Source organism: Paenibacillus sp. LjRoot153, assembly GCF_964253085.1.
Classification (GTDB): domain Bacteria; phylum Bacillota; class Bacilli; order Paenibacillales; family NBRC-103111; genus Paenibacillus_E.
The window spans coordinates 7,918,945-7,935,485 of sequence record NZ_CAXUQH020000001.1; the positions used below are offsets into that span (position 1 = coordinate 7,918,945).

The 16,541-nt window shown below is 51.1% G+C and carries 15 protein-coding genes; 7 read left to right on the forward strand and 8 right to left on the reverse strand.

The genetic code is table 11. From position 1 onward, the window contains the following. Together ACSQ8P_RS34430 and dgoD are read left to right on the forward strand one after the other, a co-directional pair. Complete coding sequence (locus ACSQ8P_RS34430) at positions 1-648, forward strand: bifunctional 4-hydroxy-2-oxoglutarate aldolase/2-dehydro-3-deoxy-phosphogluconate aldolase (RefSeq protein ID WP_436239248.1); 648 nt, start codon at positions 1-3, stop codon at positions 646-648. 23 nt (positions 649-671) lie between these two features. Continuing rightward, positions 672-1,820 carry a galactonate dehydratase gene (gene dgoD, locus ACSQ8P_RS34435; protein WP_028555186.1) on the forward strand — a complete coding sequence of 383 codons (1,149 nt, stop codon included), beginning with the start codon at positions 672-674 and terminating at the stop codon, positions 1,818-1,820. A gap of 351 nt (positions 1,821-2,171) precedes the next feature. Here the strand turns inward: dgoD and ACSQ8P_RS34440 are convergent, their stop codons facing one another. The 4 genes from ACSQ8P_RS34440 to ACSQ8P_RS34455 all read right to left on the reverse strand — a co-directional run bounded on the left by ACSQ8P_RS34440 (position 2,172) and on the right by ACSQ8P_RS34455 (position 8,367). Next, positions 2,172-3,926 carry a glycerol-3-phosphate dehydrogenase/oxidase gene (locus ACSQ8P_RS34440; RefSeq protein ID WP_436239249.1) on the reverse strand — a complete coding sequence of 585 codons (1,755 nt, stop codon included), beginning with the start codon at positions 3,924-3,926 and terminating at the stop codon, positions 2,172-2,174. A 135-nt stretch (positions 3,927-4,061) separates the two neighbouring features. After that, positions 4,062-5,570 (reverse strand): glycerol kinase GlpK, encoded by a 1,509-nt coding sequence (gene glpK, locus ACSQ8P_RS34445; protein WP_436239250.1) that lies wholly within the window; start codon positions 5,568-5,570, stop codon positions 4,062-4,064. After that, positions 5,567-6,148, reverse strand: coding sequence for a glycerol-3-phosphate responsive antiterminator (locus ACSQ8P_RS34450; RefSeq protein WP_436239251.1), 582 nt, complete (start codon positions 6,146-6,148; stop codon positions 5,567-5,569). Before ACSQ8P_RS34450 ends, glpK begins: the two co-directional genes overlap by 4 nt. 191 nt (positions 6,149-6,339) lie before the next feature. Further along, positions 6,340-8,367 (reverse strand): GTP-binding protein, encoded by a 2,028-nt coding sequence (locus ACSQ8P_RS34455; RefSeq protein ID WP_436239672.1) that lies wholly within the window; start codon positions 8,365-8,367, stop codon positions 6,340-6,342. A 121-nt stretch (positions 8,368-8,488) separates the two neighbouring features. Between ACSQ8P_RS34455 and ACSQ8P_RS34460 the strand changes: the two genes are divergently transcribed. Then, complete coding sequence (locus ACSQ8P_RS34460) at positions 8,489-9,175, forward strand: DNA-3-methyladenine glycosylase family protein (RefSeq protein WP_436239252.1); 687 nt, start codon at positions 8,489-8,491, stop codon at positions 9,173-9,175. A gap of 710 nt (positions 9,176-9,885) precedes the next feature. Here ACSQ8P_RS34460 and ACSQ8P_RS34465 read toward each other — a convergent pair. Together ACSQ8P_RS34465 and ACSQ8P_RS34470 are read right to left on the reverse strand one after the other, a co-directional pair. Next, positions 9,886-10,446: a WHG domain-containing protein gene (locus tag ACSQ8P_RS34465; protein ID WP_436239253.1), complete on the reverse strand. Its 561-nt coding sequence runs from the start codon at positions 10,444-10,446 to the stop codon at positions 9,886-9,888. Positions 10,447-10,461: 15 nt separating this feature from the next. Next, positions 10,462-11,187, reverse strand: coding sequence for an MBL fold metallo-hydrolase (locus tag ACSQ8P_RS34470; RefSeq protein WP_436239254.1), 726 nt, complete (start codon positions 11,185-11,187; stop codon positions 10,462-10,464). Between the two features lie 160 nt (positions 11,188-11,347). On the opposite strand from ACSQ8P_RS34470, the gene ACSQ8P_RS34475 reads away from it, so the two are divergent. The 3 genes from ACSQ8P_RS34475 to ACSQ8P_RS34485 all read left to right on the forward strand — a co-directional run bounded on the left by ACSQ8P_RS34475 (position 11,348) and on the right by ACSQ8P_RS34485 (position 13,487). Further along, positions 11,348-12,424, forward strand: a complete 1,077-nt coding sequence (locus ACSQ8P_RS34475) for a M42 family metallopeptidase (RefSeq protein ID WP_436239255.1) — start codon at positions 11,348-11,350, stop codon at positions 12,422-12,424. A gap of 186 nt (positions 12,425-12,610) precedes the next feature. Further along, a complete protein-coding gene (locus ACSQ8P_RS34480) occupies positions 12,611-13,060 on the forward strand; it encodes a GNAT family N-acetyltransferase (RefSeq protein ID WP_436239256.1) in 450 nt (149 codons plus the stop codon). 55 nt (positions 13,061-13,115) lie between these two features. Continuing rightward, a complete protein-coding gene (locus ACSQ8P_RS34485; RefSeq protein ID WP_436239257.1) occupies positions 13,116-13,487 on the forward strand; it encodes a DUF2500 domain-containing protein in 372 nt (123 codons plus the stop codon). 553 nt (positions 13,488-14,040) lie between these two features. Here the strand turns inward: ACSQ8P_RS34485 and ACSQ8P_RS34490 are convergent. Together ACSQ8P_RS34490 and ACSQ8P_RS34495 are read right to left on the reverse strand one after the other, a co-directional pair. Further along, the gene (locus ACSQ8P_RS34490) at positions 14,041-15,186 is read right to left on the reverse strand and encodes a HAMP domain-containing sensor histidine kinase (protein WP_436239258.1); all 1,146 of its coding nucleotides are present in this window, start codon (positions 15,184-15,186) and stop codon (positions 14,041-14,043) included. Beyond that, positions 15,183-15,857, reverse strand: coding sequence for a response regulator transcription factor (locus ACSQ8P_RS34495; protein WP_436239259.1), 675 nt, complete (start codon positions 15,855-15,857; stop codon positions 15,183-15,185). Before ACSQ8P_RS34495 ends, ACSQ8P_RS34490 begins: the two co-directional genes overlap by 4 nt. Before the next feature lie 188 nt (positions 15,858-16,045). On the opposite strand from ACSQ8P_RS34495, the gene ACSQ8P_RS34500 reads away from it, so the two are divergent. Further along, positions 16,046-16,531 (forward strand): hypothetical protein, encoded by a 486-nt coding sequence (locus ACSQ8P_RS34500; protein ID WP_436239260.1) that lies wholly within the window; start codon positions 16,046-16,048, stop codon positions 16,529-16,531. The last annotated feature ends 10 nt before the right edge of the window (positions 16,532-16,541 follow it).

Here is a 16,541-nt window from a genome sequence, read left to right on the forward strand (position 1 = left end):
ATGCCAACCGTCTTAAACACGTTACATCAGTCCAAAGTTATTGCCATCATTCGGGGAATTGAACTCACGCAGGCGCCCCCTCTATTCGAGGCACTTGCTGCAGGGGGTATTCAGCTTGCAGAAGTAACTTTGAATACACCGAATGCGCTCCAAATCATAGATCACATGCGTGAAAAGTATGATGGCCGCATGATAATTGGAGCTGGGACAGTCCTTAATGCGAGTAAAGCCGTAGAAGCCATAAAAGCAGGCGCAGAGTTCCTTATTTCCCCGAATGTGGATCAAGGCATGATCGAGACGGCACTAGCGCATCAAGTAACTCCGATGCCGGGTGCCATGACACCAACCGAAATCGTGCAGGCCATGAATTACGGCGCTCCGATCGTTAAGCTTTTTCCTTGCTCGAGCTTAGATCCTTCGTATTTGAAAGAGCTCAGAGGTCCTCTAAATGAACTCAATATCCTCGCAGTCGGAGGGATAACAAAAGAAAATGCGCCTTCTTATCTGCAAGCTGGCGCCTCCTCCGTAGGTATAGGAGGAAATTTGGTAGCACTTAACGAAATTCGACAAGGTAATTACAGTGCGATTACTACCTACGCCGAGCAGCTCATGGCGGCCGTACATGCAGTGAACTTTCAAACATTCTAAGGTACAGGGAGAGGAAGCATACCATGAAAATTACGAAATTAGAACTGTTCAAAGTACCGCCAAGATGGTTGTTTTTGAAAATCGAAACGGATGAAGGCATTACAGGATGGGGAGAACCTGTCGTTGAGGGGAAAGCTGATACGGTGGCAGCAGCCGTAATGGAAATGAGCGACCATATCATCGGGAAGGATCCGATGCGAATCGAAGATATGTTTCAAGTGCTATACCGCGGAGGATTTTATCGTGGAGGCCCAATTCTTTCGAGTGCCATTTCCGGTATTGAACAAGCACTCTGGGACATTAAGGGCAAGTTCTACAACGCCCCTGTATACGATTTATTAGGCGGTGCCTGCCGTGATCGCACACGTGTCTATTCCTGGATTGGCGGAGACCGCCCAAGTGACGTAGGTCAAGCTGCTAAGCTGCAAGTCCAAGCTGGCTTCACCGCGGTGAAAATGAATGCTACGGAAGAACTTCATTATATTGATTCGATCCGCAAAGTAGATGAAGCCATTGCCCGCATTGCGGCCGTCCGCGAAGCCGTTGGCAAAGATGTCGGCATCGGCATCGATTTCCACGGCCGCGTTCATAAATCGATGGCGAAAATCATCGTAAAGGAGCTTGAGCCTTATCGCCCGATGTTCATTGAAGAGCCCGTTCTGCCTGAGAACAATGAGGCGCTGAAAGAAATAGCTCGCTATACGTCATGTCCTATCGCCACGGGAGAACGTATGTATACGCGTTGGGGCTTTAAAGAACTACTCGCCCAAGGCATCGTAGATATCATTCAACCTGATCTTTCGCATGCTGGAGGTATCTTAGAAACCCGGAAAATTGCCGCAATGGCCGAAGCGTATGACATTGCCATTGCACCGCATTGCCCGCTAGGTCCGATAGCTTTAGCTTCCTGTCTGCAGCTGGATACTTGTTCGCCTAACGCGTTCATTCAGGAGCAAAGCTTGGGCATTCATTATAATCAAGGTAGCGATCTGCTGGATTACTTGAAAGATCCCTCCGTGTTCCAATATGAAAATGGCTTCGTGAAGAATTTAACGGCTCCCGGCCTAGGGATCGAAATCAATGAAGAGAAGGTCCGCGAAATGGCGGCCATCGGGCACAATTGGAAGAATCCGATTTGGCGCCAAGAGGATGGTACAGTGGCGGAGTGGTAGGAGAGAACTTTCACCCCTAACAAGCACAAATAAGTCGTCCTACAATTCCTTATGGAATTGTGGAACGACTTATTTTTTTGAAATGACACTTAGAGGTCTAGATAAGTTAGAATCGACGCAATAGATGGAAAACTTCCAGCTAATTTCAGCGTAATTCTGCCAAATAGCAGATTAACTGGAAAAACTCCCGCTATTTCAGCCGAAAATACCCATTGTGCCGGGAATAGCTCATTTTAGCTGTAGGAATTCCAGTTAAATTCCTAAAAGGGGCCATTTCGGCCAAATTAGCTACAGGAAATACAGTTATTCTGTTTGTAGCTCCGCTAGTTAATGATATGGAACATCAACGGCTTAAGCCTCCAGCGGATGCACCGCCTCATGGAGCAACTGCTCCAGCTCGGCGGTGTAAGCCGCTGTCTGCGCTTCGCTCCAGCCGAAGCGCTCTGCCAGGAAGGCCGTCGCAGGCGCCTTCCACTGCCGTGCCCACGCGATGTCGAAGAAGAGGGCGCCCGTGCGGCGGATGAAGAAATCCGCCGGCTTCACGACCATCTCGCGCTCGATCGCGTACACGAGCGCAGCGAGAACCGCGGCAGGCATGCCCCGCCGCACCGCCTCACCCCTGTGCTGCTCCAGCAGCGCGAAAACGGTGTCCACGTTGGACCCGTATCGCTGCGCGAGCAGCATCGCCTCAGGCTCGGTCAGCCCCAGCCGCAGGCCTTGGCTGACCTTGCTGCGCAAGAACGGCGCCAGCTGCGCGGAGCCGCCCACATCGCCGCCGGATATCGGCAGCGTCTTCGTGCTACTCGGCGGGAGCTCCGCCGAGACCTTGCCCTCCGCCACCAGCATGGCGGCGATCTGGTTCACGACCGACTCCGCCATTTTGCGGTAGCCGGTCAGTTTGCCCCCGGCCATCGAAATGAGGCCGGAGCCCGACACGAAGATTTCGTCGCGACGCGAAATCTCGGAAGGGTCTTTGCCCTCCTGATGGATCAGCGGGCGCAGCCCAGTCCAGCTCGATTCGACGTCAGCCTCCGTCAAACCGAGGGACGGAAACATCTCGTTCGCGGCACGCAGCACGTAGGCGCGATCAGCTAAAGTAATACGGGGATTCGCAATATCCCCTTTGTAGTTCGTGTCGGTCGTGCCGACATAGGTTTTGCCATCGCGCGGAATCGCAAACACCATCCGCCCATCCGGCGTATCGAAATAGATCGCCTGCCCCAGCGGGAAACGGCTCTGATCAAAAACCAAATGCACCCCTTTGGTCAAATGCAAGGTTTTGCCCTGCTTCGAACGGTCCATTTCGCGAAGGGTATCCACCCACGGTCCCGCGGCATTTACGATTTTACTCGCATACAGCGTGTACGAAGCGGTTTGATCTTTCCCTTCTTTCCCCTCTTTTCCGCCAACTTCCGCCAGTTGATCCACAACCCGTACCCCAACCAGCGTGCCTTCCTTCACGATCAATTCCTCAACCTTGGCATAATTCACCGCCATCGCGCCGAGCTCCACCGCTTTTTTCATAACTTCAATCGTTAACCGCGCATCATCCGTGCGATACTCCACATAATAGCCGCCGCCTCTGAGATCTTTCTTCTTCAACAAAGGCTCGTGCTGCAATGTCACGTCAGGGCTGAACATCTTGCGTCGTTCCGAACGCTTGACCCCTGCCAGGAAATCATAAACTCTTAGGCCGAGTGATGTAGACAGCTTACCGAACGTACCGCCTTTATAGAAAGGCAACAGCATCCATTCCGGCGTCGTCACATGAGGGCCATTTTCATACACAATCGCCCGCTCCTTGCCTACCTCTGCTACAACCTTTACGTCCAGCTGCTTCAAATACCGTAGACCACCATGCACCAATTTCGTCGAACGGCTCGACGTTCCCGACGCAAAATCCTGCATCTCAATCAACGCCGTGCGAAGCCCGCGACTCTGTGCGTCAAGCGCAATACCCGCACCGGTAATCCCTCCGCCGATCACAATTACATCGAATTGTTGTTGTGCCATCGCCTCGAGCGTCTCTTTCCTTTTCAAGCCGCTAAATGGGGTATGCTGTTCCACCTGTTTATGTTGTCCTGCGTTCGCTTGCCCTGTTGTCATCCCAATCTCTCCCTTTTATGAAAAATGAAAAAACCACAACAACCCTATCACGTTTGCACGCAAAGGTCCGCTGTGGTTTCTCCTAGTCTCCAACCGAATATGAACTTGTTAGGTGTAGTATAACACTGTATGCATTTATTTAAAAGCAATTGCGGCATTTACCGCCTTTTTCCATCCGCTGTACAACTTTTCTTGCAAGTCCGCTGCCATTTCCTGCTCAAACGCCCGATCCACCTGCCACTGCGCGGCAATTTCCGCCTGATCCTGCCAGAAGCCCACCGCAAGACCAGCCAAATAGGCCGCCCCCAGCGCCGTCGTCTCATTGATAACGGGGCGCTCAACCGTCACACCCAGCATGTCGCTTTGGAACTGCATGAGGAAGTCGTTTTTCACCACACCGCCGTCGACACGCAGCTTAGTAAGCTCAATGCCTGAATCATCTTCCATCGCTTGCAGCACGTCTTTTGTCTGATACGCAAGGGATTCTAACGTTGCCCGGATAAAATGCTCCTTCGACGTCCCCCGTGTCAGCCCAAAAACCGCGCCCCGCACATCGCTGTCCCAATAAGGCGTTCCCAGCCCCACAAAGGCTGGAACGACGTACACACCATCGGTCGATACGACGCGTTTGGCGTATTCTTCGGAATCCTTCGCGGATTTGATCATGCGCAGCCCATCTCGCAGCCACTGGATCGCCGAGCCCGCCACGAAAATACTACCCTCCAGCGCATACTCAACCTTCCCGTTCAATCCCCATGCAATGGTTGTCAAAAGGCCGCTGCGCGACGGAATCGCATGATTCCCTGTGTTCATCAGCATGAAACAGCCGGTGCCGTAGGTGTTTTTGGCCATCCCTTTTTCGAAGCATGCTTGACCGAACAGTGCCGCCTGTTGATCCCCAGCCGCCCCCGCAATCGGAATTGAAGCACCGAAGAATAGGCTTTCCTGTGTATGCCCATACACCTCGGACGACGAACGAACCTCCGGCAGCATCGCCGCGGGAATATCCAAATGTCCCATCAGCTCCTCGTCCCATTTCAACTCATGAATGTTGTAAATGAGCGTACGTGAAGCGTTCGAGTAATCCGTAACATGAGCTTTGCCGCCAGTCAGCTTCCAGATGATCCACGTATCCATTGTGCCAAAGAGCAAATCTCCCTGCTCCGCTTTCGCTCTAGCACCATCGACGTGGTCGAGAATCCATTTGATTTTGGTCGCCGAGAAATACGCATCAATCAGCAACCCCGTCCGCTCACGAAACAGGTCGTTAAGCCCCTGCGCCTTGAGCTCTTCACAAATGTCCGCCGTCTGACGCGACTGCCACACAATCGCATGATACACCGGCATACCCGTGTGTCGATCCCAGACAACCGCCGTTTCCCGCTGGTTTGTGATGCCGATTCCGGCAATCTCCGCGGGCTGCACCCCAGACTCGGACAACAGTGTCGCGATCACACTTTGAATCGACAGCCAAATTTCGTTCGCATCATGCTCCACCCAGCCTGGTTTCGGAAAATACTGCTTAAACTCCTGCTGAGAGGTATGCACAATACTTCCTTTTTGATCAAATAAAATCGCTCTAGAACTCGTTGTCCCCTGATCAAGGGAAAGGATATATGAGGGCTTGGATCCCGTTGTTGTCATGATTGATTATGCCTCCTTGTCACGCCATCGTAATGCTGCCACAGCTCATGGTTCGAGGTTGTCACCGCCGTCGCGCCTGCCGCAAGTGCCTGCTCCACATCGTGGACGGAACGAATCAAGCCACCTGCAAAAATCGGAATACCCGAGCGCTCTTTCACCTCTTTGATAATGTGCGGAATGACACCCGGCATAACCTCGATGTAATCCGGCTGCGTGCGTTCGAGCAGGGTGTAGCTTTTGTCGAGCGCCGAGCTATCCAGCAGAAAAAGCCGTTGAATCGCTAGCAAGCCGTTCTGCCTGGTCTTCGTAATCACATTGCCACGCGTCGAAATGATACCCGCAGGGCGAATGCTTTGGCATAGAAATTCAGCCGCGAACTCGTCGTTTTTCAGTCCCTCGATGAGATCCGCATGAAGCAGCAGCTTCTTCCCATGGGCTCGGCCCAGGTCTACAATGCTTTTTAGCTGGCCAATATGACTGTCAAGCAGCACGATATACGTGTACGACGACTTCATGAGCTTCTCTAAATCCTTCATCTTGCGGATGGCTGGCAAAATACACTGATCCTGCAACGACATGCGCTTCACCTCGATTTCCTAGACTTCTGAACATGACCGCCATGACAAAAAGACTCACCAAGATTTGCCTTCTCTTATTCAAAGGGCAATCCAAGTGAGTCTCCAGTTCTCCGTCACATGTTATTAACTTACTTGTATTTTACTGAAAGATAGGATGCCCTGTCAATGGCTGCTGGGTGCACCTGCAGAGCTTAATTGGATAAAGCCTTACGTACGGCCAAAATATACTTCGACTGATCGAGCGGATTAACGCCGCGCCGTTTACGTTCAGCATGAACTTCAGGAGGACTCGGCTGATAGCCTGCAAAAGAAGAAGTAATCACGCCGCGCCCGCCCGACATAGCGCTTAGCTTTACGGGATATTCAAGCGACGTTGCGACAGGAAGCCGCCCCTCTAGAACGAAACGACCTCCCGCTATGCTAGGCGCATCGAAGCTCGCCCTCATCTGCACAAGGTCGCTTAGCACCTTGCCGCCGAACTCTTCTGGCACAGTAATACGTACCTGGAGCATCGGCTCCAGCAGCGTCGTACCCGTCTGTGCGAGGCCTTGCATGATGCCCATTGGCGTCGCGACAGCAAAATCGAGCGGATGCGTGTGCCACACGTGGTGCTCCCCCTCGAGGAGCGTCACGATCACATCGGTGACCTCCCAACCGAGCAGCCCCTGCTGCAGCGACTCCGGCACGCGGCGCGCCACCTCATTCTGGTACTGCACGAGCAGCTGCTCGCCACGTACCTGGGACGCATATACGAGCCCGCTGCCCGGCACACCTGGCTCGATGCGAAACCGTAAGATCGCCCAGCAAGGCTTGGGCATCGTATAAGCAATGAAGCCTTCACCAGCTTGCGAAGGTGTTTCTTTGTAGATCACGGAAGGTTGGTCGAACCCTACCGCGAGGCCAAAGCGTGAGCTCAAGAGACTCGTCAGAATCTCGAGTTGGATCGCGCCCATGACCTTGACGTGCAGCTCACGCTCGTCCTGCAGCCACTGGAGATCGAGCAGCGGATCTTCGTCCGTGAGCTCCTGCAGGGCTGCCACGAGCGCGGGATACTGCGCATCGCTCTCGGCGTGCACCTGCACGGTCAGTAGCGGCACCGCCATGCGCGGCGCAGGCGGAACGCTGTCCGGCCGGCCGAGCACATCGCCGATCCGCACCTGCGTCAAGCCGCAGACGGCTGCGATGTCGCCCGCCGCGACAACACCTAGATCTTCGGCTTTGCGGCCGTCGATGCGACGAATCTGGGTCACCTTTTCCTCCACGCCCTGCGTGGCATTAACGACGGTGTCCCGATTACGGATCGTCCCCTCGTAGAGGCGGACGTACGCCATGCGACCCATGGTCTTGTCGCGCTCGACCTTGAACACCACAGCCGAAAGCGGCTGCTCCGCATCGCCGCGCGGCTCAGGCAAGTAATCGAGGATCGCTGCGAGCAGCTCCTCTATGCCTATCGCTTTGCTGGATGCTCCGACCAGCAAAGGAAAAGCCTCCCCCTGCCGCGCGTATCGCTGCAGGGCGGTTCGGACGTCGTGCGCCGCGATGGGCGCACCTTCGATGTAGCTCGTGAGCATCGGCTCATCGAGCTCGGAGAGCTTTTCGACCGCGGCTGCGAGGTCGAATCCACGGAGCGCGCCGACTGCGGGCGGCGTGTCAACCAGCACGTTCCGCGCTCCGTGGAACGTGTCCTCAAGGCCGAGCGGCGCATAGATCGGCACCGCCATCCCCGTGAGCTGCTTATGAATTTCCTGCAGGACACGTTCGGGGTCTGCACCGATACGGTCTAATTTATTCATATAAAGCAAAGTCGGGATGCGAAGTGATTGCAGCGCATGCCAGATCATTTCCGTCTGAGACTGCACACCCTCCACAGCGGAGATAATCAGAATCGCTCCGTCCATCACACGTAAGGAGCGCTCCACCTCCGACAAGAAATCGACGTGACCTGGCGTATCTACTAGATTAATCCATGTATTTTGCCACACTAGACTTGTCGTTGCGCTGCGAACCGAAATCCCCCGCTCACGCTCCACGTCCAGAGAATCCGTCTGTGCCGTCCCGCTATCTACACTGCCTAGCGCGCGAATACGCCCGCTCAGATATAGCAAATGCTCCGTAGTTGTCGTCTTCCCCGCATCAACGTGCGCAAATATCCCCACGTTCCTTCTCGACGCTATACGTTTCTCCTCTGTCATCCCAGCTCCGGCCCCTTTGGCTTTCATTCTTTCTTCTATTATACTCAAAGAGAGTCAATTTGGATAAGCCACCCAATTCTCTCATCCTGAGAGGATAGGTAGCGAGAATGCGCCGTTTTGGACATGATTTTTCAGAGGAGGAATTATAATGCACCAACCCACCGCGCCTACTACAACCATTCAACTTCATAACCAGCACCCTGCCATCATCGCTTTATCTCAAGCTGACCCGAAATTAGCTAGGTTAATCGAGCTCATCGGTGAACTCACACTTACACCGAGCTTTCGTCCCTATGAGTCTCTCGTCATGTCGATTATTTCCCAGCAACTTTCGGCCAAAGCCGCATTAACTATCAAAACGAGAGTTAATCAACTCATCCCCTCCATTACTCCAGAGGATGTTCTAGCTACAGATGAGGAAGCCATCCGTCAATGCGGGGTCTCTTATCCCAAAATCCGCTATATCCGCGACCTCAGCGCCAAGGTGCTAAGCGGTGAAGTCATGCTGGATCAGCTGCAGGATGTAGATACCGCAGAACTTCTGAAGCAGCTGACTAGCGTCAAAGGGATCGGCGTCTGGACCGCTGAAATGTTCCTCATTTTCACCTTAGGCCGCCCCGATATTCTATCGCTCGGCGATGCCGGCCTGCAGCGTGCTGCCCGCTGGCTGCATGCGCTTCCCGAACGCCCGGATAAAAACTACTTAGCCGTCGCCGCCGATGGCTGGGCACCTTATCGCAGCTTCGGCTCCCTCTATTTATGGCGCGCCATCGACACAGGCCTCGTGGATTCCGGCTTACCGGTGGAGGCGTGTGAGAAGCCGGAGCAGGAGTAGAGAAGCTCAGTGTCCAGTGAATCTGGGGAGTAACGCGACCAAAGCTCGCCTCCCCCTGGCTCCTACACGCAAAAAAGCGCAAGCAGTCCAACTGGACACACTCACGCTCATTAACCCTCAAACTCGCATTTGTTTGCTGCAATTACTAACATTAGCTACTTTATCTACACCTCCCACTTTGCTTCAATCGCCTAAACTAGCTACCGCAACTGCCCTAAGTCAAAATAGCTACTTTTAAACCTACGACTCTTACTCTTACTTCTACTGCCACTTTATTGCTACTGCTACTTTTATCTACCACATCAACATCAACATTTACATCTACGTCTACTTCTACATCTATATATACTTTCTACTCTTATTACTACTCCCTCTGCTCTACCACATCTGCTACTACCTCAACCACTCCAACTTCCCCCATAGCGGCCCACAACGCACATCAACAAATTTAACTGGGTTTTATGTAGCTAGTTTTGCTGATTTTCACCAGATAACTAAAATAACTGGATTTCATGTAGGTATTTTCCGTTCAAAGTCGCCAACTCACCCAATCAGGCCAAAATAGCTGTACTTTTTCCATCTAATCGTCCGTTTTGATGATTTGCGGCTATATTAGCTGTATGTTTTCCAGTTAGTTTGCCGTGTGGGCTTGCTACTCTTCTACTGGGTTGGGAAGTACGTTAGCATCACGCTACTTCTTACGCGCCACATCAAGCCCGCAATCCCCGCAAATACGTCTGCAACAATCGACGCAAGCTCTCATCTCGGTCCAGCCCCATGCGGAATCCATTCCGATGCTCGAGCGAGGCGAATCCGTGCACCATGCTCCGAAAACCGCGCACCACATGCAGCGCGTCTTCTTCACTGAGCCCATAAGGCTCAAGAATACGAAGCAGGAAGCTCACAACCCCGGCGCCGACCTCTTTCAGCTCGGGATCTTCATAATCAGGCAGCGCTGATATCGCCTCGTACAAACCCGGCTGCTTCCGGGCGAAATCTACATAAGCCACACCCGCAGCCAACATTGCTTCATCCTCAGCTTTGCCAATCACGGCTTCGATCATCGCTTCTTTCACGAGGACTAACCCCTGCTTAGAGAGCTGCTTTCGCAGATCAGGCAAACCCTTGATATGATTGTAAAGGGAAGGTGTTTTGATATTTAGTTTGGTCGCCAGTGCAGCAAGCGAAAGCTGCTCAATCCCTTGTTGATCTGCGAGTTCTATCGCTGCCTGCAGGACCGTTCCTGCATCTAATCCTTGTCGAGTAGCCATTTTATGCCCCTTTTTCTAAATTGTCGCTGATACACCTTGAAATTTCGCTGATGCTTCTTCAAGTGCTGCATCCAACACCGCTGCCGGTTGTTCGATCATCCGTCCATGTCCGACTGCCAGTAAGCTGGGTTCTAGCTGCCTCAATCTGCGCGTACTCGCCAAGGAAGCTTCTTTACTCCAAGTCGCCATCGCTGGGAACGGGAACCAGAATTTTACCACACCTGATACTGCTACTCCGCCTCGTACTTGGAAAGCATCCCCGGCGATCAACGCCTGGCTACGTACATCAAGGAAAGCCATGGAACCTGGTGTATGACCAGGTGCAGCGAATGCTTGCAACGAACCGATTCGATCCCCATCGGCCAGCAGCACATCCGGTTTTGTCTGAATCCCTTTCGGGACGCCACCCTTAATCGGCGTTTGAGGCTCATCCGCTTCCAGCTCCACGTTGCCTGCCAACAACTTCGCATCCCTTCTGGAGATGTAGACTCGTGCTTGAGGTAATTCCTTTTTCAAACCGTCTAGTGCACCAATATGATCCCCATGCGCATGTGTCAGAACGATACGTGTAATCGGCTTCCCAATTTGCTTTGCCGCCTGCAGGATACCTTTCACACTGAATGGCAAAGCCGCATCAATCAAGGTTAGTTCGGATTCTTCCTCCACCAAGTAGCAGTTCACTGGGAACATTCTCGGCATAAAAGCCAGCTGATATAAATGACCGATTCGCGTTATTTTCATGTTCAACGCCTCCATTTAACTATTTATATTAGTATAATAACTAATGTCATTAGTTTTGTAAATAGGCTGCTGTGCAATTGTCTGAGTGTTCTTTATTAGACTGTGGTAAAATAGTTCTCATATTTGTCCTACAGTCCATACAAAGTGAGTGAGGTACCTAATGAATACTGAAACATTAGCACTTTTTAAAACATTAACCGAGATGCAGGCTGCTCCTGGCTTCGAACGAGAGATCCGTGCATTTGTACGCGGCGAGTTAGCCAAATATACCGATGAGTTCGTGCAAGATGGGCTCGGCAGCCTATTTGGAGTTGTACGCGGCGATGAAACAGGACCGCGCATCATGGTGGCGGGCCACTTCGACGAGGTCGGCTTCCTCGTAACTGGCATCACCGAGCACGGCACGGTCAAGTTCCAGCCGCTCGGCGGCTGGTTTAGTCAAGTGCTGCCCGCGCAGCGCGTGCAGATCATGACGGCGAACGGACCGATCATCGGTGTGATCGGCTCCGTTCCTGTGCACTTGCTGGACGAAGCTGCGCGCAGCAAGCCCGCAGACATCAAGACGATGTACATTGACATCGGCGCCGAAGACAAAGCCGATGCCATCGCCATCGGCATCAAGCTCGGGCAGCAGATCGTGCCGATCTGCCCGTTCACACCACTGGCCAATCCGAAGCGGATTTTGGCCAAAGCTTGGGACAATCGCTACGGCGTCGGCCTCGCGATTGAGCTCTTGAAGGAGCTTCACGGCGGGCCGAAGCTCCCGAACGTCCTGTACGCGGGAGCCACCGTACAGGAGGAGGTTGGCCTGCGCGGCGCAAGAACGGCTGCGAATATGATTCAGCCTGACCTGTTCTACGCGCTGGATGCAAGTGCAGCGGGCGATATGACTGGCGACCGCCAAGCTTTCGGGCAGCTAGGGCGCGGAGCGCTGCTGCGGATCTTCGATCCCACGATGATTACCCACCGTGGGATGGTCGAGTTCATTCTGGATATGGCGGAGACGCATAAGATCCCATATCAGTACTTCATCTCGCAAGGCGGAACGGATGCGGGGCAGGTGCACTTGCAAGGCAACGGGATTCCATCCGCTGTAATCGGGGTATGCGCGCGCTACATTCACACCTCCACGTCGATTCTTCACGTGGATGATTACGCCGCGGCGAAGGAACTGCTAATCAAGCTAGTGCAAGCCAGCGATCGCACGACTTTAAACACCATTCTTTCGCAAGCCTAAGTGGTGTATTTAACATAAAAAGCGCAACAAGATGAACTCTTGCTGCGCTTTTTGGCATTTCATCGACTACAGGAAACTTTTACTTACATACGTAAAAAATTGACATTTTTTTCATAAATATAGAACTAATGTTCCAATATATGGTACAATTAGCAATATAACTTGTTCTTAGAAAGAAGGATACCCATGACTACATGCATTCGTGAAGCAACACCCCAGGATACATCAGCGATTAGTTCACTCGTTTCTCATCTTACTGGCAAAATGATTTCCCCTTTACATATTGAAAATAGGCTGCATAACATGCGCGATAATCCGGACGAATTGCTTTATGTCTATGAAGAAAAGAATCGGATTCTCGGTACATTAAGCTTTCGTATCCGCAGAGATCGTGAAGCACACAATCTAACATTTAGTGAGATTTCGGTTATTTCCTTTAAGCAAGATCCCGATCCCGACAGTAACCAAGCACCTTTGGAGCAATTGAGAAGCTATGCCGAACAGCTTGCAAGTGATCATAATTGCTCTGGCATGATGTGGCTTACTGACGTAGAATCCACTGACAAATCCCGAACCGCCCAATCGCCCATCGGCTTTCATGAAACCGGCTACCGTTTTGTCAAACGTTTCCTCTAACTAGGAGGAAGTCGATACACCCTATTCTATCAATACTACGAAGGAGTGCTTACATGTGCTGGCTGGATTAAATGAAGGAGCTTTAAGTAAGCTTGTCCTTATCCTCTTCATCCTCATCCTTATTCTCGTGGTTGGCATCTTTCTATCCATTATTATAAAATCTCTTTCGGTCTGGACCTCCAATAACAATGCACCTATCCAAGACAGATTCTGTAAGGTTGTTGCTAAACGGATCCAGCTCTCCGGAAGCACCAGTAATTTAAGTGCGAACACCTCTTACTATGTTACTTTTGAGTTCGACGACCGGAGCAGAATGGAACTGTGGATAGGCCGGCAGCAGTTTGGCTATATGGTCGAGGGTGATATAGGAAATTTAACTTTTCAAGGCACTCGTTTCAAAGAATTCGAACGCAAGAAAGCAATTTGAGCAATTCCACGAATACGTAAGCATTCACAAGAAAAAACAAAAAAATAGGCATATTCGCACCGATATTTGAATAATCTGAATATTTACAATATTTTAATAATGGGCTATTATAAATCCAAGGCACACAGAGAGGACAACCCGCACCAGACGGTGCAGTATCAACTTAGAGCCTAACCAACTTATAGGAGAGGGGATAGTCCATTGGACCACGTTAGCGAAGCATGCTACTCACTTGCGTTCTAAACGACAGGAGCCAAGTGCAGGAACGTCCCACTCGTTCATCCAGCATGCGGGAAATCAGATCAGGCAGGTCATCATTCGAGGAAAGGATCAGAAGTGAGGGACTTGTCGTATGGTTGATTAAATGGGCAATTAACTAAGAGGAAAGGACACTTTAACTTTGAGGCAAATGTATCGATTTCGATTTCAGCAACTGACTTGCGAATTTTCGGGGAATGGAGTGTGCGGAAGAACAATTGAATAGGCAAAATGACTCATAGAGACCTCCGGTTATCATGGATAAGCGGGGGCCTCTATTTGCGTTCACACGATGTTATATGTTGGGTAGCTGAGCCTTCTGAACAATCGGTAATCGGACAATGAAGGAAGTCAGTTCTTCTATCCCGCTTTCCACTGTAATCGATCCGTGATGCATCTCCACGATCTTCTTCGCGATCGACAAGCCCAGCCCATTGCCGCCCGCCATACGATTTCTGGATTTATCTGCTTTGTAGAAACGTTCAAATATATGCGTCTGATCCTCTTCCGGAATGCTAGGCCCATTATTCGATATCCGCGTTACAGCCTCTTCCCCGTTACTGACCACTCGAACACGAATTGTTCCGCCAACAGGCACAAATTTCACTGCGTTGTGGATGAGGTTCGTCCATACCTGACTGAGCAGATCCTCATCGGCATCAACAGTTACAGAATCCAGCTCGATATCCATTTCAATATCTTTATCCACCCACTGCGGCTCACAAGCGAGAATGTGATTACGCAACTGTTTATCCAAACGATAGCTCTTCGGTTCAAAAGGGTGATGCTGCGACTCCAAGGATGTCAGTTTTAGCAGATTATCGCTGAGCTTGGATAAACGAACACTTTCCGTTTCAATGATGGTCAAATAATGCTTACGCTCATCAGATGACAGTTGATCATTCTGCAGTGCGCGGGAGAATCCGCTAATGGAAGTTAAAGGCGACTGGATCTCATGAGAGACGTTCGAAATAAACTCCTGCCTCATTTTCTCTAATTGCCCGAGATCGGTCGCCATTTGATTGATGGACTCCGCTAACTCCACGAAAGGCCCATTCCGCGGGTTATTATCTACCAACACATTGAAATCCCCTCTCGACATGCTGCGGATCGCTTGATTCAAACTTTGGAAGAAAATCAATTGATGCTTCCGCATAAATTGGCCAAGAATGGCCATCGTAATCCCCCAGAGGAACATGCCTCCGATACAATTGATCAGCTGTACAATGACTTCCGCAGGCCGTTTCCCCAGCTGTGCGTAGAGATGTTCCGTGCCATAGAAGGCAACTAGCCAATACACGATAATAAGAATAAATATCCCTAAGCCAAAAAAGAAGCCGCCTATTCGTTGGAGAATGGACTGCTTATTATTCTGGCTCATTCTCCGCTTCTTCTGTCTTTCTCTCCGCTCTCTTCTCTCTGCTCTGTGCCGATGATTCACTTCAGTACCTCCAAACGGTAGCCCAAGCCTCGAATTGTAGCGATGCGAAAAGCATGCCGCTCCTCAGGAAATCGCTCACGCAGCCGATTAATATGCACATCGACGGTTCGCTCATTGCCTTCATAGTCAAACCCCCAAATCTGCTCGATCAGTTGATCGCGCGAGAAGGTTTTGCCCGGGTAGCTCGCGAGTTTATAGAGCAGTTCGAACTCCTTGAGCGGCAGCGTGATACTATCTGCGCCAACGGTAACTTCATAGGTTTTGCGATTCATACTTAAATCGCCAGCCTGAATCGTTTGCGAAGAAGCGATTCTGTAGCGCTTCAGCAGCGCTCTCACTCGCATCGCCAGCTCAAGCGGCTCGAAGGGCTTGGTCAGGTAATCATCTGCACCAAGCTCGAAGCCCTTAACCTTCTGGGCTGTTTCTGCTTTGGCTGTTAGCATGAGTATCGGAAGATCATAATGCTCTCTGAGCTCTTTGCATAGCGTCCATCCGTCCATGTTCGGCATCATCACATCGAGGATAACCATATCGACTTGGACGGTTTGCAGCTTTTTGAGCGCTTCGGCGCCATCCGCGGCCTCGACGACATCGAAGCCCTCGTTCAGCATGAAAACACGGACAAGCTCACGAATATACGGATCATCATCTACGATCATAATGGGTGCCATGGTTCATTCATCCTCACTTCTTGAAGTTCTTGTCTGCTTTAGACTGTGGATATGATAGAAATTAGCATAAAGGAGCAATATAAACTGAATTTAAACCAGAAGCCTATTTTGCAAATGAAAGGGCTTTATTTGGAAAATGTTTTATGATAAATTTGGGAAAAGGAACAGTTTGGGGGGTTGTGGCCTGTATGACAAATAACACATTGGCGGATTTCAACAAGCTGACTACCGCGGAAGCGGAAGCCCTGTTTAGGCGTGAGGTGCTATCGGAAGGATTCGCAGGTTTTAGGCGGTTACTCGACAGTCTCACGGATGCAATCAAAGCCGCGGGGGACACAGAGATGGATACCGTGGAACAGTCGGTTGCGAAAGCAAAACGACTTTTTCCAAAACCCGTTGATTTCAGTCCATCTTGGGAGAAGATTTGGCCAGAGCTCGAAAGTACAATAGCTGCCAAGAAACACATTTTCGCAAACATCTCACACGCGGAGAGAGCCGGTGAATGGCAGGTTATCATGGATAACCCACTCGTGGTGCAAGAGGTCGTCTGCTACCCTGCATTGACGTTCGAGGATGCGGCCTATCTGTATGCTTATTTTCGACCGCAATTAGAGAAGTCGGAATACATTCGTCTACAAAAAATTCAAACGGTCATTCAGGAAATCGGCAGTTAGGATCACTTCA